We start from the raw sequence: 22,058 nt of genomic DNA, 5'->3' as shown, positions 1-22,058 counted from the left end.
TTATGATGGAACAAGTGATCTTTTTTACAATCATTATGGCATTTCTCATAACCGTATTGCTTGCCCCCGTTTTTATCCCTTTCCTGAGAAGATTGAAGTTCGGGCAGAGTATCCGTGATGAAGGCCCTCAGTCTCACCAAAAAAAGACAGGCACACCTACAATGGGTGGAATTGTGTTCCTGGTATCCATTGTGATTACTACATTTGTAATGACTGGTAAATATTCAGAGCCTGGTCCTGAAACCTATCTAATGATTCTTGTGACGGTCGGTTTTGGGCTATTAGGCTTCCTTGATGACTTTATTAAAGTTGTAATGAAGAGGAACTTAGGACTCACATCCAAGCAAAAGCTATTAGGTCAGATCGTCATTTCTGTCATTTTTTATCTCATCTTTAAGCAAAATGACTTTCCGACTACAGTTTCGATTCCCTTAACGGATTTTTCATTTGAATTAGGTTGGTTTTATTGTTTATTCATTATCTTTTGGCTTGTAGGATTTTCAAATGCTGTCAATTTAACGGATGGATTAGATGGATTAGTATCAGGAACGAGCGCCATTGCTTTTGGTGCACTAGCCGTATTAGCCTGGAATCAATCCCAGTATGATGTCGCGATTTTCGGGGTGGCAGTAGTCGGGGCGGTACTCGGATTCTTAGTATTCAATGCACATCCTGCCAAAGTATTTATGGGAGATACAGGATCTTTAGCATTAGGTGGAGCGATTGCGACAATTGCCATTTTAACCAAATTGGAAATCATCTTAATTCTTATTGGTGGAGTATTTGTCATTGAGACACTATCTGTCATCTTACAGGTCGCATCATTTAAAACAACAGGAAAGCGAATATTCAAAATGAGCCCATTGCACCACCATTATGAGTTAGTCGGTTGGTCTGAGTGGCGTGTTGTTGTAACGTTTTGGACCGTCGGTTTGCTATTTGCCGTTTTAGGAATCTATATTGAGGTGTGGATATAATTGAAGAAAATTAAGAAATTCAAACATAAGAAAGTTCTTGTATTAGGTTTAGCAAAAAGTGGGGTAAGTGCTGCCTCTCTTCTACATAAATTAGAAGCATTTGTAACGGTAAACGATCAAAAGCCCTTAGCTGAAAACCCGGAAGCTCAGGGGCTTCTCCAGGAAGGTATTAAAGTGATTTGCGGAAGTCATCCCATCGAACTTCTTGATGAAGGTTTTCAGTATGTGATTAAGAACCCTGGAATACCCTATCACAACCCATTAATTAAGAAAGCAATTGAAAAGAACATACCCGTTCTGACAGAAGTTGAGCTTGCCTATTTAATTTCTGAGGCAGAATTGATTGGGATCACAGGAACAAATGGAAAAACCACGACGACGACACTTCTGTTTGAAATGCTTAAAGAGGCCGATCAAAACCCTCTTATTGCAGGAAATATCGGAACGGTCGCTTCTGAAGTAGCCCAGGAAGCGAAAGAAAATGAAAAAATGGTAGTTGAGCTTTCATCTTTCCAACTGATGGGGATTGAAGAGTTCGCTCCTCATATTGCCATTATTACGAATTTATATGATGCACATTTGGATTACCACGGTGGTTTGGATGAATATTGGAAGGCGAAATCCAATATTACGAAAAATCAAACAGAACATGACTATTTGATCATTAATGCGGATCAAGACCATGTTATAGATTCAGTTGCCTTTACAAAAGCGCAATTGATTCCATTTTCAACGAAGAAAGAAGTAGCGGAAGGGGCCTATATTAAAAACGGGGCAGTCTATTTCAAAGATGAGCTGGTCGTCGAAGTTGATTCAATTGTATTACCGGGTGCACATAACTTGGAAAATATCCTTTGTGCGGTTGCGGCGTGTAAAATCTATGAAGTGTCAAATGAAAGTATTAAGAAGGTCCTTGGCACCTTTACAGGGGTGAAGCATCGAACGCAATTTGTCCGGGAAGTGCAGGGTGTAAAGTTTTATAATGATTCGAAAGCAACGAATAGCCTGGCAACGAAAAGTGCTCTTCATGCGTTTGAGGGTCCTACTATACTGCTTGCTGGAGGCTTGGACCGTGGAAATGAATTCGATGACCTCATTCCATATTTGAAGAATGTCAAAACGTTGATCACCTTCGGGGAAACGTCTGAGAAGTTCGTGAAAACCGGTGAAAAGGCAGGGATACAATCCATTATTCCTGTCGATAATGTTGAAAAAGCAGTTCCTGTTGCTTTTGGACATGCCGAAGAGGGAGATGTTGTTTTACTATCCCCAGCATGTGCAAGTTGGGATCAATATCGAACTTTTGAAGAACGTGGTGACATTTTTATTGAAGCGGTGCATAAGCTTTAATAAGGGCTTGTCCATGAAGAGCATCCATACTTTAACAACCAGTATACCAATCCAAGATAAGTAGTTTTCTTTGCTCGAACGGCTCAAAATTTGTCTATTCGAGGTGTTTAAGATTGCCTTTAAAAAAATCGACTCCCGATTTTATCCTCATTATGGTTACACTCACTTTACTTGCGATTGGACTGATTATGGTATACAGCGCAAGCGCTGTATGGGCTGATTACAAATTCGATGACTCCTTTTTCTTTGCCAAAAGGCAAGTGCTCTTCGCGGGCGTAGGGTTATTCGCTATGTTTTTCATCATGAATGTAGAGTACTGGACTTGGAGAAATTGGTCGAAAATCATCATCATCATTTGCTTTGTCCTTCTTGTACTAGTGTTAATCCCGGGTATCGGGGTTTTAAGAAATGGTTCCAGGAGCTGGATAGGAGTTGGGGCGTTTTCCATTCAGCCTTCAGAGTTTATGAAACTTGCCATGATTGCCTTTCTCTCAAAGTATTTATCAGAAAACCAGAAGTATATTACTTCTTTTAGAAAGGGAGTCCTGCCAGCGCTTCTGCTGGTGTTCGCTGCTTTTGGAATGATTATGCTTCAACCGGACTTGGGTACGGGTACTGTAATGGTTGGCACTTCAGTTGTCATGATCTTTATTGCAGGAGCGAGGGTCAGGCATTTTGTTGGTCTTGGGATGATTGGATTAGTCGGATTCATTGGTCTTGTTATATCCGCACCTTATCGTATTAAACGGATAACATCCTTTTTAGACCCATGGCAGGATCCATTAAATAGCGGCTTCCAAATTATTCAGTCTTTATATGCAATCGGCCCGGGAGGCTTGTTTGGATTGGGATTGGGACAAAGCAGGCAGAAGTTCTTCTACTTGCCCGAACCTCAAAACGATTTTATTTTTGCTATTTTAGCAGAAGAGCTCGGTTTTATTGGGGGTACACTAGTCCTGCTTCTGTTTTCATTGATTTTATGGAGAGGGATCAGAATTGCTCTAGGGGCTCCTGACTTATTTGGAAGCTTTCTGGCGTTAGGGATCGTTTCAATGATTGCGATCCAAGTGATGATCAACGTTGGGGTTGTAACTGGCCTCATGCCTGTCACGGGCATCACACTCCCCTTTCTAAGCTACGGGGGATCCTCATTGACCCTCATGCTAATGGCTGTCGGAGTGCTGCTGAATATTAGCCGCTATACGAGACGGTAATGATTTAACAAAGAGATTGACTGTGAAAAACAGCTCGGAAGTAGTGAATGGTAAAGGCCTGATAGTCAGGAAAGCATCATTCATGTCCTCCCCTGTTATTTATGGTCAGTCTCTTTTTGAATTAAAGAAAAAATCGCTGAAATTCCTTGTTTTTATTGAAATAACAATAGGATATTCATTGGTGAGATGTTACAATTAATTACATATACGTAATGCATTATGATCAGACCTTTTCAAAATAAAGGAGAGTTTATTACTTTTGTTAGCCAAATCTTTTACAATTCAATGACATGCTTTCATTATGTAGAAATTGGTGTTTAAAATAGAGTACAAGAGTGTAATAAATAGGATGGCTTCTTTCTGAAAAGGCATGGACGTACATATACGAAGATTTGTATGGACAATTTAACTTGGGAAATGCTGGATTCTTTTGACCAGTGACCTGAGAACAAACTCAAGAACATCCATCCTTCAACTCTACCATAAAGGTTTCTTGTTCAACATTATGTCATATGGCAGAAAATAACGTTCTGTTCCTCTTTTAACATTTGCTGCCTTCATATAGAATGTAAGGTATCCCAATGTAAAGAGTACTTTCATTATAAGACGTGGTGAGAATTTTCTTATTCATGACTTTATGAATACAAAGTGAAATTGAGGAGAACGAAATGAAAAAAGAAAATGTTGTTTCCCTTGAAGATCGTATTCCTAAATTAAAACAACACCGAAAAAAGAAAGCGAATCGCAGACTGCTTTTTTTACTTTCTATGTTCTTACTCATGATTCTATCGGTGGTTTACTTTCAATCACCTTTAAGTCATGTGAAAGAAGTGGTGGTTCACGGGAATGAGCTTGTTTCAAATGAGGCGGTTCTTCAGAATAGTGGAATTGACAGCGGCATGAATTTGTGGAGTGTTAACAAAGATAAAACCGTGGAACAATTAAAGAAGCTTCCTGAAGTAAAGAATGCTACGGTAAAAATGTCCTTTCCGAATTCCTATGAAATACGCATCCAAGAATATGATAAAAAGGCATATCTTTCGAAAGATAATAAATTCTTTGTCATATTAGAGAATGGGAACGTTCTGAATAAAGGGACTGAATCAATACCCGTTGATGCTCCTTTACTCAGAGGTTTCGAGGAAGACAAGGTTCTAGTGAAAATGGTAGAAGAATTAGGGGAGCTTCCGAAAGAAGTACAGCACCTCATATCTGAGATTAACCTGGTTCCTAAGAAAACAGATCAGTATCACTTGACCCTATTCATGAATGATGGATTTGAAGTCAGTGCCACCATCCGGACCTTTTCAGAGAAAATGGTGCATTATCCCTCCATTGTCAGTCAATTGGATCCTTCAGTAAAAGGTGTCATTGATTTAGAGGTAGGTTCTTATTTCAGAGCATATGAAACGGAAGGTGAACAAAGCGATGAAGAGGATGAGGGTGAGAGGTAAGCATGTAATCCTCTCTCTTGTATGTCTCGTGTTAGGTTTCATCCTTGCTTTTTCATTTAGTCTAGCTAATACAGAACAAGCGGAACTTGGGAATCGAACGAATGGTCAGTGGAAACAGGAAGAAGCATTGAGAGATCAAATCCTTGAGTATCAGCAGAATAATAATAATCTGCAAGAAGAACTCTATGAGAAACAGGAAAAGGTCGTCAACATGGAGAAGGAATTCTCTAAAGAGAAACAAATATATTTTAACCTGGCAGAAGATGCGGAGAAGTATCGTATGTACCTAGGCAAAACAAAAGTGAAAGGGCCTGGGATAAACGTGACGTTATCAGACGCTGACTACGATTCCAATGAAGAAAACGCCAATAATTACATTGTTCATGAACACCATGTCTTTAAGGTGATCAATGAATTATACATTGCGGGGGCTTCTGTCGTAGCGATAAATGGACAAAGGCTAAAGCATGATTCATACATACTGTGTAACGGTCCCGTTATTCAAATTGATGGAATCGAATATCCCGCTCCGTTTGAAATTACCGCTATTGGAGATCCGGAAGTACTCTCATCAGCCATGAATATCACGGGCGGCGTTAAAGACCAGCTTGTCAATGATAATATCATTTTTAAACTGGAAAAAAAGAATACGGTAATTTTAGAACCAAGCATTAGTGAATCATAAGCAATGAATTGTCCCAAGGAATATTCGGACTGTTACCAAGTAAGGGTTAGCTTTGAAAGTAAGGTGCAATGAATGGACAACAAATTAAAAATTAGTTTTACCATTATTACGATTATTATTGGGTTTATGATTGCTATACAGTTCCAAACAGTCAAAGAACCTGTTGTCCGGGATACACGAGATATATGGGAACTACGAAATGCATTATTAAAAGAAAAAGAAGTCAATTCCAATCTCTATGCAGAAATGCGTGCAGTTGAAGCAAAGTTGGAACAATATAAGACAGAACAGCAGTCGAGTCCAGAACGTGCGTTAAAACAAACGTTAGAGGAATTGAAAACAGAAGCAGGTTTGACTGAGAAGACAGGACCTGGTGTCATTTTAACGATTGAACCTGCTATGGAAGAAATCCTTCTTGGTGAAAAAGTTAAGAATATATCACCGGAACTGTTGGAAAGACTGGTAAATGAGCTGAATCGATATGATGCAATGGATATTTCCATTGATGGGCATCGCTTAATCAATACCTCGGTCATTCGGGATATTAATGGAGAAACCAAGGTGGATGGATATTCAATAAAGAAAATACCATTTGAAGTGAGAGTATTAACCAAAGACTTAGACTCTGCAAAAGGGTTGTATAACCGAATGCAGGTATCACAGTCTGTTGAGGACTTCTTTATCGATAATCTTCGAGTCTCAATTTCAAAGCCTTTAGAAAAAGTGGTGGTTCCACCATATGAAGATACCATCCGGGTCCGTTTAATGGAACCGGTGAAGGAAAGAGGAGGGAACGGGTAATATGTGGCTTCCCCTTTTAGGGTTGCTGGTAGGGGTCGTATTGGGGCTTCTTACAGATATTAGAATTCCAGATGAGTACTCGAATTATTTATCGATCGCCGTCCTGGCAGCATTGGATACATTATTTGGCGGCATACGTGCCCACCTCCAAAATATTTATGATGATAAGGTCTTTGTTTCTGGATTCTTTTTTAATATTTTACTAGCAGCAAGTTTAGCTTTTCTAGGCGTACATCTTGGTGTAGACTTATATCTGGCGGCTGTATTTGCTTTTGGAGTAAGATTATTCCAGAACATTGCAGTGATTAGACGAATACTTATTAGCAATTGGTCAAATAATCAAGAAAAAAGAGAAAAAAATTAGAATTTTAAAAGGGAATCGTTTTTGTTACGACGAATATCATAAATAAGATATACTTAGAATAGTGTTTTTCTAGGGTTGTTGTTCCAAATAAACATTCTTTAAGGAGGTGCCATAGAGTGAACAGCAATGAAATTTACGTTAGCCTAGACATCGGTACATCCACAGTAAAAGTAATCATTGGTGAAATGACAAATGATTCCTTAAACATTATCGGTGTAGGAAATGTGAACTCAGAAGGAATCAGAAAAGGTTCCATCGTAGATATAGACGAAACTGTTCATACAATTAAGAAAGCAGTTGAACAAGCGGAAAGGATGGTTGGTTTATCTATAAGCCAGGTCATCGTAGGTATTACCGGCAACCATGTGTCGCTCCAATCGTGTCATGGTGTAGTGGCAGTATCAAGTGATAATCGGGAAATCGGCGATGAAGATGTCCTAAGAGTGATGGATGCAGCCCAGGTTGTTTCTATTCCTCCAGAAAGAGAAATCATCAATGTAATACCAAGACAATTCATCGTTGATGGATTGGATGAGATTACAGATCCCCGCGGTATGATTGGTGTTCGACTGGAAATGGAAGGCACCATCATTACGGGATCTAAGACGATTTTACATAATACCCTCCGTTGTGTAGAAAAGGCCGGCCTTGAAATTGTCGATATCGTTCTTCAACCACTTGCAGCTGGTTCAGTTGCTTTGTCAAAGGATGAGAAGAATCTGGGTGCTGCGTTAATCGATATTGGCGGCGGCTCTACAACGATAGCGGTTTTTGAGCAAGGTCATCTTAAAGCTACAACTGTACTGCCTGTAGGGGGAGAACATATTACTAAAGATTTATCGATTGGATTAAGAACCTCAACGGACGATGCAGAGAAAATCAAAACAAAATATGGACATGCTTATTATGACCATGCATCAGAAGATGAAGTGTTTAGCGTGCCAATAATTGGTAGTGATCAACACCAGCAATTTAATCAATTAGAAATTTCTGATATCATAGAAGCAAGGCTGGAAGAGATCTTAGACCTCATTAGCCATGAGCTGAAACGAATGGGAATTAGAGACCTGGCAGGTGGATATGTGTTAACTGGTGGTGTAGCAAATCTTCCAGGTGTGTTAGAATTAGCACAAATCGTTTTCCAAAATCGTGTACGGGTGGCAATTCCTGATTATATTGGAGTTAGGGAACCTCAGTACACGACTGCAGTTGGTTTGATTAAATACGCTCAAAAGAATGCTAGATTACAAGGAAGATCTGTTAGTGCAGAACCAGTGCCTGTAGAGGCTGCTGAGAAGCGTCAATCGAAACCAGCTAATAAAAAGCCAAAGCCTGCGAAGGTAAAAGAAGAAGAACATGAAGATGAAAAGGCCATGTCAAAAGTGAAAAAGTTCTTTGGATACTTCTTTGAATAAATAAAGGAATCCATAGATTCGACGAGTTAGGAGGATTTGTCATGTTGGAGTTTGATACAAATTTAGATTCTTTAGCGACAATAAAAGTTATCGGTGTCGGTGGTGGAGGTAACAACGCTGTAAACCGCATGATTGAGCATGGTGTACAGGGTGTTGAATTTATCGCTGTAAATACAGATGCACAAGCTTTGAATCTATCAAAAGCTGAAATCAAAATGCAAATCGGTGGTAAATTAACCAGAGGATTAGGAGCAGGTGCCAATCCGGAAGTGGGTAAAAAAGCTGCTGAAGAAAGTAAAGAACAGATCGAAGAGGCTCTAAGAGGAGCGGATATGGTCTTCGTTACGGCTGGAATGGGTGGAGGAACCGGAACTGGTGCAGCTCCGGTGATTGCTCAAATAGCCCGAGAAATCGGAGCATTAACGGTCGGTGTTGTGACACGACCTTTCACCTTTGAAGGTAGAAAGCGCTCAAATCAAGCAAGCGGTGGTATCGCTGCTATGAAAGAAGGGGTAGATACCCTTATTGTTATTCCAAACGATCGTCTTCTTGAGATCGTAGATAAGAGCACACCAATGCTTGAAGCTTTCCGAGAAGCAGATAACGTATTAAGACAAGGTGTTCAAGGTATCTCAGATTTAATCGCAACTCCTGGTCTTATTAACCTTGACTTTGCCGACGTTAAGACGATCATGTCTAACAAAGGTTCAGCACTCATGGGCATCGGTGCAGCTTCTGGTGAGAATCGTGCGACAGAAGCAGCTAAAAAAGCCGTTTCAAGTCCATTACTTGAGACATCCATTGATGGCGCTCAAGGTGTACTGATGAACATCACAGGTGGTACATCTCTAAGTCTATATGAAGTTCAAGAAGCTGCGGATATTGTAGCATCTGCTTCAGATCAAGAAGTTAACATGATTTTCGGTTCCGTAATTAATGAAGATTTAAAAGATGATATCGTAGTAACCGTTATTGCAACCGGGTTTAATGAAGAGGTCATTCAACCTCCAAAGCAAACTCGACCAACATTTGGGGGAATGAAACCAAATCAAAGTCCAAACCCAAGCCCAAGCCAATCTGTAAAACGCGAACAACCTAAACGTGAAGAGCCTCAACACCAAGAGCCGGTGAGAACCTCTTCCAATCAAAATCAGGGAGCGGAAGAAACACTGGACATCCCAACCTTCCTCCGCAACCGTAACCGCCGTCGATAATAGCTTGACCGTAAGAAAAGTAAAACAGCCCCAAAGGCATCGATGCCTTTGGGGCTGTTTTTTTTCTCTAATCCATTCAATCAAAATCCCCTCCACAAAGCATCTATTTATACCTCGAAACAAGAATATATTTAGTGACATATTTCGTTCTTATCTCTGAAAAGTTTTCCTCTGAAGCATACAAAAAATGACAACCTTTTAAAGGGTATGTACGATATACTTCTGATAAGTCATTCCTATCTTGAAATTCAAATAACTGTAACTGGGTAAAGTTTCAAAAGGAGGGTAGAGATTGACCTTATATCTGGATGTCATCTGGTTGTTAAATCTGTTGGTAGACTTTTTCTTATTATGGTTAACTGGAATCATCTTAAAAAGACAATATGCCCTTTGGAGAATTGGACTTGGCAGTTTGATAGGATCGATCATTATTCTCCTTGCCTTTTCACCTTTTGCAACTTTAATAGGAAACCCACTTATGAAATTATTATTTTCAATTATCATGGTGTACTCAGCTTTTGGGTATAGAAGATTGCGCTATTACTTATCAAACCTTCTTATGTTCTATTTTGTTACCTTTTTTACAGGTGGGATATTAATTGGGACTCATTATTTTATAAGTTTCGACCCTGGTGCAGAATCCTCCATACTGCTGTCAAGCATCCGTGGATTTGGTGATCCGATAAGCTGGGTATTTGTTATGCTCGCTCTGCCTTTTGCCTGGTATTTTTCCAAGGGGAGAGTAGATAGCATTGAGCATGTGAAGATACAGTATGATCAGCTTCTGAAAGTAACCATAAAAATTGAAGATTTTCATTGTACCGTAAACGGCCTTGTTGACAGTGGGAATCAACTTCAAGACCCCATATCCAAAAGCCCAGTCATGATTCTGTCAATCGCCGAGATAGAGGGAGAAATTCCAAGTGAAGTGAGGGCACTTTGTCACGATGTTGATGACATTTTTTCTGGTGAAAAATCTATTGATCCAAGCTGGTCTGACCGGATGAGAATTGTCCCCGCCCAATCGGTAGGAAGAAAAAGTCAACTTCTTGCCGCTATAAAGCCTGATTCTCTCATTCTAAAGGATCATGAATCAGAATGGGCGATCCCGAATGGACTGATTGCCTTCAGAGAGGATCCGCTTTCAGCAGATGGGAATTTTCAAGCGATCGTTCATCCGAAAATGGCTTCGCGAAAGCCTGTACGTAACGTTTCTTAAATCAATTATTACTACTATACTCACAATTTAAAGAAATAGAAGGGGGAGCAACAATGAAAAAATTCAAATTTAAATTTTTATACTATTGGTACAAACTGTTAATCAAACTTGGGCTGAAGACAGATGAAATTTACTACATAGGTGGTAGTGAAGCACTTCCCCCTCCATTGACGAAAGAGGAGGAAGAAGTATTACTCAATAAATTGCCTAAAGGTGATAAAGCTGCCCGCTCTCTGTTGATTGAACGAAACTTAAGGTTAGTCGTATATATCGCCAGGAAGTTTGAAAATACAGGAATTAATATTGAAGACCTGATCAGCATCGGTACGATTGGCTTGATTAAGGCAGTTAACACATTCAATCCAGAGAAAAAAATCAAATTAGCTACGTATGCTTCCAGGTGTATAGAAAATGAAATTCTTATGTATTTAAGAAGAAATAATAAAATCCGTTCTGAAGTTTCGTTTGATGAGCCACTCAATATTGATTGGGACGGAAATGAATTACTATTATCGGACGTGCTCGGAACAGATGAAGATATAATAACAAAAGATCTTGAAGCGACCGTAGACAAAAAACTGCTCTTTAACGCTCTTCACCAGCTTTCTGATCGTGAAAAACAAATCATGGAGCTCCGGTTTGGTCTAATGGGAGAAGAAGAAAAAACCCAAAAGGATGTAGCGGATATGCTTGGAATCTCCCAGTCCTATATCTCGCGTTTAGAAAAGAGGATTATTAAGCGTCTAAAGAAGGAATTCAATAAAATGGTATAACCTGTTAAAAACTGACCTTTTCTATAGAAAAGGTCAGTTTTTTTTTGTTTAAACCATTTTAATTTTTTTTATATGAATTTATCCAGATATCTTAAGGGATTTGAAGGGTATGACCCATTACTTGCCAGAATGAAATGCATATTTTTCCTCTTCAAGGAAATACTGAATTTTGTACAGCAGCTCCTACAAGGAGGGGAAAGAATGACACGTAATAAAGTCGAGATTTGTGGTGTAGATACTTCCAAATTACCAGTTCTCAAAAATGATGAAATGAGAGTACTATTCAAGCAAATGCAAGCGGGCGACATTACCGCAAGAGAAAAACTTGTAAATGGGAATTTGCGCCTCGTCTTAAGTGTAATTCAACGCTTTAATAACCGTGGTGAGTATGTTGATGATTTATTTCAAGTAGGGTGTATCGGATTAATGAAATCCATCGATAATTTTGATTTAGGTCAAAACGTTCGATTCTCTACATACGCGGTTCCGATGATCATTGGGGAAATCCGTCGATATTTAAGAGACAATAATCCAATAAGAGTGTCCCGTTCACTACGAGATATTGCGTACAAGGCTCTACAAGTAAGAGAGAAATTAATGGGGGAAACATCCAAGGAACCGACTGCAGAAGAAATTGCCAAAGTTCTTGATGTATCCCACGAGGAAATCGTATTTGCATTGGATGCCATACAAGATCCCGTCTCTTTGTTTGAACCCATTTATAATGATGGGGGAGACCCAATATTTGTGATGGATCAACTAAGCGACGAAAAGAATCGCGATTTCCATTGGATTGAAGAAATTGCTCTTCAAGAAGGAATGAGACGATTAAATGATCGTGAAAAATTGATTATCAGCAAACGCTTCTTTCAAGGTAAAACTCAAATGGAAGTGGCTGACGAGATCGGCATCTCACAAGCACAAGTATCAAGACTGGAAAAAGCAGCAATCAAACAAATGAACAAAAATATTCAATAAGAAACGAAAAGCGAAGGCGGGTTGGTAAGGCCCGACAAGCATTTCTGGGAAATCCCTGAAGGCGTTCTTTGCCTTTGGGGATTTTTCAGAAATGACCTCGAGGGACTACCCGCCGTAGCTGGACAAACGAAAAGCGGAAGGGCTTTGCCCAGAAGCGACAAGCATAAGAAGAGCCACCCGGAAAGGCGTCCTTTGCCTTTTTGGGTGGCTCTTCTTATGACCTCGAGCTTCTAAGCCCTGGAGCTAGACAATAAGAAGAGCGGAGGCGGCTCGTTCAGCCGTCGCTATATGTAAGAAAAGAAATGCAGATCTCCTTTGGGAAGGTCTGCCTTTTTATTTGTTGCATACACTAGTAATAACTACTTGAATTAGGTGAATGAATAGTCTTACACAAAGAGAAACAACAAGAAGAGAGGGTGAAAACAGATGGTGCGTATATCTGAGTTTCAGGTGAAAGATGTCGTGAGTATATCTGACGGACGGAAGTTAGGGAATATAGGGGATATAGAGATTAACCTGGATACTGGAAGAATTGAAGCCATTGTCATCGGAGGTGGTGGGAAGATATTGGGTTTCTTCGGAAAAGAGGAAGATATTGTGATTCCTTGGAGCAGCATTGTAAAAATAGGGGAAGATGTTATTCTGGTCAGATATAAAGAAAGTCATTATATTCAAGGTCAACTGCAGGAACCGAAACAAGCCCCCGATACATGACGAATCTTCAGAGACTATGGTACACTTAATAAAAACGAAGGAGATTTAACGTGTCGAAGGAGCCTTTTAAAAGAGAAACAGAATCTTATTACTCTATAGATAAATGGACGAAAGATAATCCAAGGCTAGTTGCAGGGGTCACGACAAGATGGGGGGGCGTCAGTACCGAACCATTTCACTCTTTCAATATGGGATTGCACGTGGGAGACGATGAATCTTCAGTGGTTCATAATCGCCAATTACTTGCTTCCAGTTTAATGATGCCTGTTGAATCGTGGGCAGCTGCTGAACAAACCCATAGAAACAACATTCATAAAGTAGGAGAAGTAGACAAGGGAAAAGGTGCAGAGATCTATCATACCAGCATTAAAGATACCGATGGTTTTATTACAGGGGATGAGAATATACTTTTAACGATGTGCTATGCGGATTGTGTTCCTCTCTATTTTCTGGACAAAGATTCGGGTACAATCGGATTGGCACATGCCGGATGGAAAGGTACTGTTTTACAAATTGGGCCCAAAATGGTCGATGCATATATGGAGCAAGGGGCCTCCAAGTCTTCTCTAGAGGTGGTGATCGGGCCATCTATATGTAAGAATTGCTATGTAGTTGATGACTATGTGATCGATAAAGTGAAAAAAACACTAGAAGATGAAAACAACTTACCCTATAATTTAAAAGAAGAGGGACAATATTACCTCGATTTAAAGAAGTTGAATGAGCAGCTTTTAGTGCAAACTGGTTTAAATGCTGAACAAATCCACACTTCTAGTTATTGTTCATCCTGTCACAATGAGTTTTTCTCCTACAGAAGAGATGGTGGGAAAACAGGAAGAATCATGAGCTTTATTGGCTGGAAGGAGAAAAAAGATGAAGGTAGCTGAAAAATTCAAAATCATCCAGAAAAATATTGAAAATGCATGTAAGATCAGTGGAAGAAACCCTGAAGACGTACATGTTGTAGCGGTCACTAAATACGTTTCAATTGAGAGAGCCGAAGAGGCGGTTGAAACCGGCCTCATTCACTTAGGTGAGAACCGTGACGAAGAAATGCTCTTCAAGCAGGAAGTTCTACAGGACAAGCCCCAGTGGCATTTTATCGGATCTCTGCAATCTAGAAAAGTAAAAAACATCATTGATAAAGTATCATACATACATTCTCTGGACCGTCTGTCATTAGCTAAAGAAATTCATAAAAGAGCGGACAAGCCTGTGTCTTGTTTTGTTCAAGTGAATGTTTCGGGAGAAGATTCTAAACATGGGTTATCTCCTCAAGAAGTAAAAGAATTTATTGGGAGTCTAAAAGATTTTACGAAAATTAAAATCGTAGGATTAATGACGATGGCTCCACATACGGACGATGAACCATTCTTACGGAATTGTTTTAGACAGTTGAAAACAATTCAGGAAGAAATCAACGCATTAAACCTTCCATACGCCCCTTGTACAGAATTATCAATGGGGATGAGTAATGATTACATGATTGCAATCGAAGAGGGAGCTACGTTTATTCGTATTGGAACTGCATTAGTTGGAAATGACTGAGAGGGGATGAATACAAATGGGTATCAAGTCAAAGTTTAAAACGTTCTTTTTGCTGGATGAAGATGAATATGATTATGAAGAAGAAAAGTATGAAGAAGAATACGAGGAGAAAAAGCCCATGAAGTCACAGTCGCTTCCAAATTCGAAACAAAATGTTGTAAGTCTTCAAAGTGTTCAAAAGTCTTCTAAGATGATTCTGGTTGAGCCGAGAGTATACGCCGAAGCTCAAGAGATTGCTGATCACTTAAAGAATAGACGCTCTGTCCTGGTAAACTTACAGCGGATTCAACATGATCAAGCGAAACGCATTGTCGATTTTTTAAGTGGAACTGTGTACGCAATTGGCGGCGACATTCAGCGTGTTGGAGATAATATTTTTCTTTGTACACCTGATAATGTGGAAGTGAGCGGGAATATCTCTGAGTTCTTAAAAGAGGAAGATCTATCAGATTCGAGGTGGTAATGTAAATTATGGTGTTGCTATATCAAATTTTGTCAAACCTTATTCAAATATATTCTTGGGCGCTAATCATTTATATCTTGATGTCCTGGTTTCCCAATGCCAGAGAGACGTCGATTGGACAATTCCTTGCAAGAATTTGCGAACCGTATTTAGAACCGTTCAGACGTTTTGTTCCATCGATCGGGATGATTGATATTTCACCAATCGTGGCCTTCATTGTGTTGAACTTGGCAGGTTCAGGGTTATACCAATTATTTAGATGGCTGATTTAATCAGCCAGTGTGCGATCAAGTATCCTTTAAAGAACTGAAACCGGATTGAACAGTTTCAGTTCTTTTATTTTGGGTAAATCACATAGGAGGTGAACATGTGTCTTCAATTTATCAACATTTCAGGCCGGATGAAAAAGAGTTTGTGGATGCTGTATTGGAGTGGAAACTGGCAGTGGAAAATCAATATTCGGCGAAACGAACAGACTTTCTGGACCCAAGGCAGCAGCATATTGTCGAGTCCGTCATTGGAAATAACGATGAAATCATTCTTTCCTTCTTTCCGGAAAATACGGAACGGAAAAGAGCTTTATTGTATCCCCCTTATTTTCAGCCTGAAGAAGAAGATTTTGGTATTAAGTTATTTGAAATACAGTACCCGTCCAAGTTTGTTACAATAGAGCATAGACAGGTATTAGGGACTCTTATGTCATTAGGGTTGAAACGGGAAAAATTCGGGGATATTTTATCTGAGGCCGATACCATTCAACTCATGCTCGCAGATGAGATTTCTGAATACGTCCGGATGGAACTCACACAAATAGGCAAAGCAAAGATTTCCATGAGGGATATTCCAATGAAGGATCGAATCGAGAGTAAGGAAGAATGGATGGAAAAAGTGACTACTGTGAGCTCCCTGCGGTTAGATGTCGTTCTCGCAGCAATTTATAATGATTCCCGCCAAAAAGCTCAAACATTGATTAAAAGCAATCATGTGAAAGTCAATTGGAAAACGGTCGAAAATGCCTCGTTTGAAGTAGAAGCTGGGGATGTAATTTCAGCAAGAGGGTATGGAAGAAGTAAGTTATTGTCCGTTGAAGGAAGAACAAAACGGGATAAATGGCGAATTTCTGTTGGAATACTGAAATAATTTAAGAAAATTAAAGGGATTCTCCCACATACTGTCGAAATTTTAGTTATAATAAATATGTAATTCACCAAGTACTGGAGGTGGCTCCCATGCCTTTAACGCCATTAGACATACATAATAAAGAATTTAGTCGTGGCTTTCGTGGTTATGATGAGGACGAGGTTAATGAATTTTTGGATCAAATTATTAAGGATTATGAAATTCTTATCCGAGAGAAGAAGGAAACGGAAGAACGTTTGAACTCCTTGAATGAACGTTTAGGTCATTTTACAAACATCGAGGAAACGTTAAACAAGTCAATCGTCATTGCTCAAGAAGCAGGGGAAGAAGTTAAGCGTAATGCAATGAAAGAATCGAAGTTGATCATTAAAGAAGCCGAAAAGAATGCTGATCGCATCGTTAACGAATCATTATCTAAAGCCCGTAAGATTGCCATTGAGATTGAAGAGCTCAAGAAGCAGTCAAAGGTGTTCCGAACTCGTTTCAAAATGTTAATCGAAGCCCAGCTGGATTTACTTGATACAAATGACTGGGATCAATTAATGGAATTCGATCTGGACGCAACAGATTTAAAAACTTTAAAAGAAGAAGAGACATTGTCTTGACGAAAAGCGCAATACTTTCATATAATTGAACAACAATCTAAATTGCCATAATGAAGGCTAAGACAGGGACAGTACGTTTCTTATAATATTTCCTTTCTAGCGAGTCGGGGATGGTGTAAGCCCGACAAGGAACAAAGGTACGGAAGATCACCCTCGAGCCCTACTCATGAAATTCACTTCTGGAGAGTAATGAATAGCGTCTTGTTCACGTTACGAATCAATACGAGTGAAGATCGATATAGATCTTTATGAGGGTGGTACCGCGGGAAAAGCTTTCTCGTCCCTTTCCAGGGATGAGGAAGCTTTTTTTTGTTTCCAAAAGGGATAGCCTGATTAAGAATTGCAGGATTTAGAAAAGATGGCAATTAAGAGAAACGTTTAGGAGGAAGATTTCATGGAGTATAAAGATACATTATTGATGCCCAAGACGGAATTTCCAATGAGAGGGAATTTACCGAAACGCGAACCAGATACACAGAAGAAATGGGAAGATATGAATATTTACCAAAAAGTGCAGGAAAGAACGAGTGATCGTCCTTTATTTGTTCTTCACGATGGACCTCCATATGCCAATGGAAATATCCATATGGGTCATGCATTAAATAAAATTCTTAAAGACTTTATCGTCCGCTATAAATCCATGAGCGGATTTCATGCACCATATGTTCCAGGCTGGGACACTCATGGTTTACCGATTGAGCAGGCGTTAACGAATAAAGGCGTGAAGCGTAAAGAAATGACTATCGCAGAGTTCCGTAAATTGTGTGAAGAATATGCTTATGAGCAAGTTGATAACCAACGCACTCAATTCAAACAATTAGGGGTGCGCGGGGATTGGGATAATCCATATATTACCTTAAAGCCTGAGTACGAAGCTCAACAGATTAAAGTATTCGGTGATATGGCGAAGAAAGGCTATATCTATAAAGGTAAAAAGCCAGTGTACTGGTCTCCTTCAAGTGAATCGGCCTTAGCAGAAGCAGAGATCGAGTATCAGGATAAGCGTTCTCCTTCCATCTATGTTGGTTTCGCCGTTACAGAAGGTAAGGGTGTTCTTGAAGAAGGGACTCAATTAGTCATCTGGACGACAACTCCTTGGACGATTCCTGCCAACCTGGGAATTGCCGTGCATAAAGATCTAAGCTATGTCGTTGTAAATGTGAAAGAAAGCAGCTATGTAGTAGCAGAGGACTTACTGGAAGAAGTTGCGAAGAATCTGGAATGGGAAGAATATTCAGTATCCAAAAAGGTTAAAGGTGCGGAGCTTGAGCATATCGTGGCAAAACACCCACTATACGAAAGGGATTCACTTGTTGTTCTTGGGGAACACGTTACGACTGATTCTGGTACTGGATGTGTTCATACCGCACCAGGACACGGGGAAGATGACTTCCTGGTAGGAAAGAAATATGGTTTGGATGTGTTATGTCCGGTAGACGATAAAGGAGTCATGACCTCGGAAGCACCTGGATTTGAAGGCTTGTTCTACGATAAAGCCAATAAACCGATTACCGAAAAGTTACAGGAAACGGGAGCATTGTTAAAGCTTAACTTTATCACTCACTCCTATCCCCATGATTGGCGTACGAAAAAGCCTGTTATCTTTAGAGCGACGGCACAATGGTTTGCGTCAATCGATAAATTCCGTAAAGAACTGCTGGAAGCCGTTAATGAAACGAAATGGGTTCCTGCTTGGGGGGAAACACGCCTTTACAATATGGTCAGAGACCGTGGAGACTGGTGTATTTCAAGACAACGTGCATGGGGAGTGCCAATCCCGGTATTATATGCGGAAAATGGCCAAGAGATCATTTCAGATGAAACCATTGAGCATGTTTCAAAGCTTTTCCGAGAACACGGTTCAAACATCTGGTTTGAAAAAGAAGCGAAGGATCTTCTACCTGAAGGGTTCACCCATGAAGGAAGTCCTAATGGGAAGTTCACGAAAGAACAGGATATCATGGATGTCTGGTTTGACTCAGGTTCATCACATCAAGCGGTACTTGAAGAAAGAGATGACCTGCAGCGTCCTGCAGACCTTTATTTAGAGGGCTCTGACCAATATCGCGGATGGTTTAACTCTTCATTGACTACAAGTGTAGCTGTGACAGGTAAAGCTCCATATAAAGGCGTGTTAAGTCACGGATTTGCTCTTGATGGTGACGGAAGAAAAATGAGTAAATCATTAGGGAACGTAGTCGTTCCTGAAAAAGTAATGAAGCAGCTTGGAGCTGATATCCTTCGCCTTTGGGTTGCATCGGTTGATTATCAAGCGGATGTTCGTGTATCAGATCCAATCTTAAAGCAAGTGGCTGAAGTGTATCGCAAAATCCGCAACACGTACCGTTTCTTATTAGGAAACCTTTCTGACTTTGATCCAAGTACCAATGCGGTATCCTTCAATCAATTAAGAGAAGTAGATCAATTCATGCTTGTTAAGTTGAATGATCTTGTGAAAAATGTGAGAAATTCATACGACAAATATGAGTTTGCAAGTATCTATCACGCGGTAAATAATTTCTGTACGTTGGATTTAAGTTCATTCTATTTAGACTTTGCGAAGGATGTTCTATATATCGAGTCAGAAAATCATGACGAGCGTCGAGCCATTCAAACTGTGTTATATGAATCCCTGGTTGCTCTTACGAAACTGATGTCTCCAATCCTTTCTCATACAGCTGATGAAGTGTGGGCGCATATCCCTGGAGTAGAGGGAGAAAGTGTTCAACTTACTGATATGCCTGAAGTGCAAGAGTTTAGAAATGCTGATGAGTTGAAGAAGAAATGGAATGCTTTCCTGGAGTTAAGAGATGGTGTATTAAAGGGTCTTGAAGAAGCTCGTAATCAGAAGATGATTGGTAAATCATTAACGGCTAAAGTGACTCTTTACGTGAATGATGAAACGAAAGCTTTACTCGGTTCCATTAAGGAAGACTTAAAACAATTATTCATCGTGTCCGCCTTTGAAATCGGTGGAGCAGTGAACGAAGCACCAGAACATGCATTAAGTCTTGGTGAAAACAATATTGTCGTCGAAAAAGCCGAGGGTGAAACATGTGACCGCTGTTGGGTTGTCACAACCACAGTAGGCGAGGATAAAGATCATCCTACGCTTTGCACACGCTGTGCATCAGTAGTGAAAGAAAGCTATTCTCACCTGGCATAATACCAAAAGGCTGACCCGCATTTTATGTGAGTCAGCCTTTTTTATTTGTCCTTTTCTAATTCCATAATTGCTATATCTTGCAACACAATTTTTAGGTGTGTTTCCCCCATACTATAAATGGAGGGATCAAAGATGACATATGACCGATACACATACATTATTCAAGAGCTGACAACATCCTTGAAAGAGCTAGAGGCAAGTCAATCTCAACATCCTTTAATTCAACAGTATATCGATGATGAAATTACAGAAGTGAAACAAGCCCTAAATCGTGTTAGAGATAATCAATACGGATATTGTGAAATGAGCGGAGAAGAAATCCCCTTTGATTTCATAAAGATGAACCCGACCTGCACAACGCTTCACGGTGCATTGGAATGGAGACGATTTGGAAAAATCTCATCTTATTCCTGAGAACTTAAGCGCGGGTTTCATCGTTCTCATTTAGTTTAAGTGTCTTTATTTTTCCTTTTATGCTAAAATGCAAAGGTAATCATTTTATGATGTTTGGAGGTTGCCTTTGTGTTTTATTATTTATTGGCTTTGGTTGTGATTGGACTCGATCAATTAACAAAATGGTTGGTTGTGAAACGAATGACAGAAGGAGAAAATATAAAGATCATAGACAACTTTTTATATCTTACTTCTCATCGAAATCAAGGTGCAGCATGGGGAATACTTCAAGGGCAAATGTGGTTTTTTTACATTATTACAGTAGTAGTGATTGTAGGTATCGTGTATTATATGCAAGTCCATGCAAAAGGGCATTCATTATTCAGTTTAAGTCTAGCCTTTATGCTTGGTGGAGCTATTGGAAACTTTATTGACCGTGTCTTTCGAAAAGAAGTGGTTGATTTCTTAAATACATACATCTTTTCCTATGATTTTCCGATCTTTAATATTGCCGATGCAGCATTAACCATTGGAGTAACATTGTTACTAATTTACATGTATTTAGACGAACGAAAAGCAAAGAAGGAGAACAAAAATGGAAGTAATTCAGCACAACATACAGCAGGAAGATCAGGGAGAACGAATTGATAAAGTCGTAAGTCAGTTGAACAAGGATTGGTCCCGTTCACAGGTTCAACAATGGATAAAAGAAGGTCATATTAAAGTGAATAGTGAGGCAGTTAAACCCAACTTTAAATGTCCTCTAGATGCAGTCATCACGGTTTCAATACCTGAACCGGAAGAGTTGGATGTAGAGCCGGAAGATCTTAACCTGGACATTGCCTATGAAGATGGAGATGTCATCGTTGTAAACAAACCGAAGGGGATGGTCGTCCACCCTGCACCTGGCCATTATTCAGGGACTATGGTGAATGGATTGATGTATCACTGTAAGGATTTATCCGGAATTAATGGAGTTCTAAGACCAGGAATCGTACACCGGATAGATAAGGACACTTCAGGCTTACTGATGGTGGCGAAAAATGATATGGCTCACGAGCATTTGGTTAATCAGCTTGTAGAAAAATCAGTAACAAGAAAATATACAGCTATCGTACATGGCCTTATTCCCCATGAATACGGTACCATTGATGCTCCGATTGGTAGAGATCCTAAAGATCGTCAAAGTATGGCTGTGGTGGATAATGGCAAACAAGCGGTGACACACTTCAGAGTGCTGGATCGCTATAAAGATTTCACATTAGTCGAATGTGAATTGGAGACGGGTCGAACGCATCAAATTCGTGTGCACATGAAATATATCGGTTTCCCGCTTGCGGGGGATCCAAAGTATGGACCACGAAAGACATTGAGTATAGAAGGACAGGCCCTTCACGCTGGAGTGTTAGGTTTTGTCCATCCCAGAACAGAAGAATATATGGAATTTCATGCGGAATTACCTCAAGAGTTCACTAAACTTGTGAAGAATCTTGAAAATAATCGTTGACAAATTTCGACTGGACCTTTATCATTTAGTTAATTGAATAAGTAACCTTTAATACGGTCCCGTGAGGCTGAGAAGGAG

At 39.8% G+C, this 22,058-nt stretch carries 23 protein-coding genes and 1 other annotated feature; all 23 genes read left to right on the top strand.

The window, feature by feature from the left end:
• Window positions 1-2: 2 nt before the first annotated feature.
• The 23 genes from mraY (at window position 3) to AC6CIB_RS22125 (ending at window position 21,980) form a co-directional block, all read left to right on the top strand.
• Complete coding sequence (gene mraY, locus AC6CIB_RS22235) at window positions 3-977, top strand: phospho-N-acetylmuramoyl-pentapeptide-transferase (protein WP_498284396.1); 975 nt, start codon at window positions 3-5, stop codon at window positions 975-977.
• Entirely contained in the window at window positions 978-2,327 is a 1,350-nt protein-coding gene (gene murD / locus AC6CIB_RS22230) for a UDP-N-acetylmuramoyl-L-alanine--D-glutamate ligase (protein WP_498284394.1), read from the top strand. It begins immediately after the preceding gene.
• A 113-nt stretch (window positions 2,328-2,440) separates the two neighbouring features.
• On the top strand, window positions 2,441-3,541 hold the full coding sequence (gene spoVE, locus AC6CIB_RS22225) for a stage V sporulation protein E (RefSeq protein WP_498284392.1): 1,101 nt from the start codon (window positions 2,441-2,443) through the stop codon (window positions 3,539-3,541).
• A 668-nt stretch (window positions 3,542-4,209) separates the two neighbouring features.
• Window positions 4,210-4,995: a cell division protein FtsQ/DivIB gene (locus AC6CIB_RS22220; protein ID WP_498284390.1), complete on the top strand. Its 786-nt coding sequence runs from the start codon at window positions 4,210-4,212 to the stop codon at window positions 4,993-4,995.
• On the top strand, window positions 4,979-5,680 hold the full coding sequence (locus AC6CIB_RS22215) for a DUF881 domain-containing protein (RefSeq protein ID WP_498284428.1): 702 nt from the start codon (window positions 4,979-4,981) through the stop codon (window positions 5,678-5,680). The genes AC6CIB_RS22220 and AC6CIB_RS22215 overlap by 17 nt, the downstream gene beginning before the upstream one ends.
• 72 nt (window positions 5,681-5,752) lie before the next feature.
• A complete protein-coding gene (locus AC6CIB_RS22210) occupies window positions 5,753-6,481 on the top strand; it encodes a DUF881 domain-containing protein (protein ID WP_498284388.1) in 729 nt (242 codons plus the stop codon).
• Window position 6,482: 1 nt separating this feature from the next.
• The gene (locus tag AC6CIB_RS22205) at window positions 6,483-6,845 is read left to right on the top strand and encodes a small basic family protein (protein WP_113968298.1); all 363 of its coding nucleotides are present in this window, start codon (window positions 6,483-6,485) and stop codon (window positions 6,843-6,845) included.
• A 116-nt stretch (window positions 6,846-6,961) separates the two neighbouring features.
• The gene (gene ftsA / locus AC6CIB_RS22200; protein ID WP_498284386.1) at window positions 6,962-8,260 is read left to right on the top strand and encodes a cell division protein FtsA; all 1,299 of its coding nucleotides are present in this window, start codon (window positions 6,962-6,964) and stop codon (window positions 8,258-8,260) included.
• A 41-nt stretch (window positions 8,261-8,301) separates the two neighbouring features.
• The gene (ftsZ, locus tag AC6CIB_RS22195; RefSeq protein ID WP_498284384.1) at window positions 8,302-9,474 is read left to right on the top strand and encodes a cell division protein FtsZ; all 1,173 of its coding nucleotides are present in this window, start codon (window positions 8,302-8,304) and stop codon (window positions 9,472-9,474) included.
• A 292-nt stretch (window positions 9,475-9,766) separates the two neighbouring features.
• The gene (gene spoIIGA / locus AC6CIB_RS22190; RefSeq protein ID WP_498284382.1) at window positions 9,767-10,693 is read left to right on the top strand and encodes a sigma-E processing peptidase SpoIIGA; all 927 of its coding nucleotides are present in this window, start codon (window positions 9,767-9,769) and stop codon (window positions 10,691-10,693) included.
• Between the two features lie 53 nt (window positions 10,694-10,746).
• The gene (gene sigE / locus AC6CIB_RS22185) at window positions 10,747-11,466 is read left to right on the top strand and encodes an RNA polymerase sporulation sigma factor SigE (protein WP_113968294.1); all 720 of its coding nucleotides are present in this window, start codon (window positions 10,747-10,749) and stop codon (window positions 11,464-11,466) included.
• A gap of 201 nt (window positions 11,467-11,667) precedes the next feature.
• Window positions 11,668-12,444, top strand: a complete 777-nt coding sequence (gene sigG, locus AC6CIB_RS22180) for an RNA polymerase sporulation sigma factor SigG (protein ID WP_113968293.1) — start codon at window positions 11,668-11,670, stop codon at window positions 12,442-12,444.
• Window positions 12,445-12,870: 426 nt separating this feature from the next.
• Complete coding sequence (locus tag AC6CIB_RS22175) at window positions 12,871-13,158, top strand: YlmC/YmxH family sporulation protein (protein WP_498284380.1); 288 nt, start codon at window positions 12,871-12,873, stop codon at window positions 13,156-13,158.
• A 50-nt stretch (window positions 13,159-13,208) separates the two neighbouring features.
• The gene (pgeF, locus tag AC6CIB_RS22170) at window positions 13,209-14,045 is read left to right on the top strand and encodes a peptidoglycan editing factor PgeF (RefSeq protein ID WP_498284378.1); all 837 of its coding nucleotides are present in this window, start codon (window positions 13,209-13,211) and stop codon (window positions 14,043-14,045) included.
• Entirely contained in the window at window positions 14,032-14,706 is a 675-nt protein-coding gene (locus tag AC6CIB_RS22165) for a YggS family pyridoxal phosphate-dependent enzyme (RefSeq protein ID WP_498284376.1), read from the top strand. The genes pgeF and AC6CIB_RS22165 overlap by 14 nt, the downstream gene beginning before the upstream one ends.
• 16 nt (window positions 14,707-14,722) lie before the next feature.
• On the top strand, window positions 14,723-15,169 hold the full coding sequence (locus AC6CIB_RS22160) for a cell division protein SepF (protein ID WP_498284374.1): 447 nt from the start codon (window positions 14,723-14,725) through the stop codon (window positions 15,167-15,169).
• Window positions 15,170-15,177: 8 nt separating this feature from the next.
• On the top strand, window positions 15,178-15,441 hold the full coding sequence (locus AC6CIB_RS22155; RefSeq protein WP_498284372.1) for a YggT family protein: 264 nt from the start codon (window positions 15,178-15,180) through the stop codon (window positions 15,439-15,441).
• 97 nt (window positions 15,442-15,538) lie between these two features.
• A complete protein-coding gene (locus AC6CIB_RS22150) occupies window positions 15,539-16,309 on the top strand; it encodes a YlmH family RNA-binding protein (protein WP_498284370.1) in 771 nt (256 codons plus the stop codon).
• 89 nt (window positions 16,310-16,398) lie between these two features.
• Window positions 16,399-16,914: a DivIVA domain-containing protein gene (locus AC6CIB_RS22145; protein WP_098350955.1), complete on the top strand. Its 516-nt coding sequence runs from the start codon at window positions 16,399-16,401 to the stop codon at window positions 16,912-16,914.
• 50 nt (window positions 16,915-16,964) lie between these two features.
• Window positions 16,965-17,202 (top strand) — a binding site (T-box leader).
• 106 nt (window positions 17,203-17,308) lie between these two features.
• The gene (gene ileS / locus AC6CIB_RS22140; RefSeq protein WP_498284368.1) at window positions 17,309-20,080 is read left to right on the top strand and encodes an isoleucine--tRNA ligase; all 2,772 of its coding nucleotides are present in this window, start codon (window positions 17,309-17,311) and stop codon (window positions 20,078-20,080) included.
• A 132-nt stretch (window positions 20,081-20,212) separates the two neighbouring features.
• Window positions 20,213-20,494, top strand: a complete 282-nt coding sequence (locus AC6CIB_RS22135; RefSeq protein ID WP_498284366.1) for a hypothetical protein — start codon at window positions 20,213-20,215, stop codon at window positions 20,492-20,494.
• Window positions 20,495-20,602: 108 nt separating this feature from the next.
• Window positions 20,603-21,121: a signal peptidase II gene (lspA, locus tag AC6CIB_RS22130; protein WP_498284364.1), complete on the top strand. Its 519-nt coding sequence runs from the start codon at window positions 20,603-20,605 to the stop codon at window positions 21,119-21,121.
• Window positions 21,069-21,980, top strand: coding sequence for an RluA family pseudouridine synthase (locus AC6CIB_RS22125; protein ID WP_498284362.1), 912 nt, complete (start codon window positions 21,069-21,071; stop codon window positions 21,978-21,980). The genes lspA and AC6CIB_RS22125 overlap by 53 nt, the downstream gene beginning before the upstream one ends.
• Window positions 21,981-22,058 lie beyond the last annotated feature (78 nt).

The organism is Rossellomorea sp. GQ25 (genome assembly GCF_059758515.1).
The sequence above is the reverse complement of the archived record's forward strand: the minus strand, read 5'-3'. Positions and strand labels throughout refer to the sequence as shown.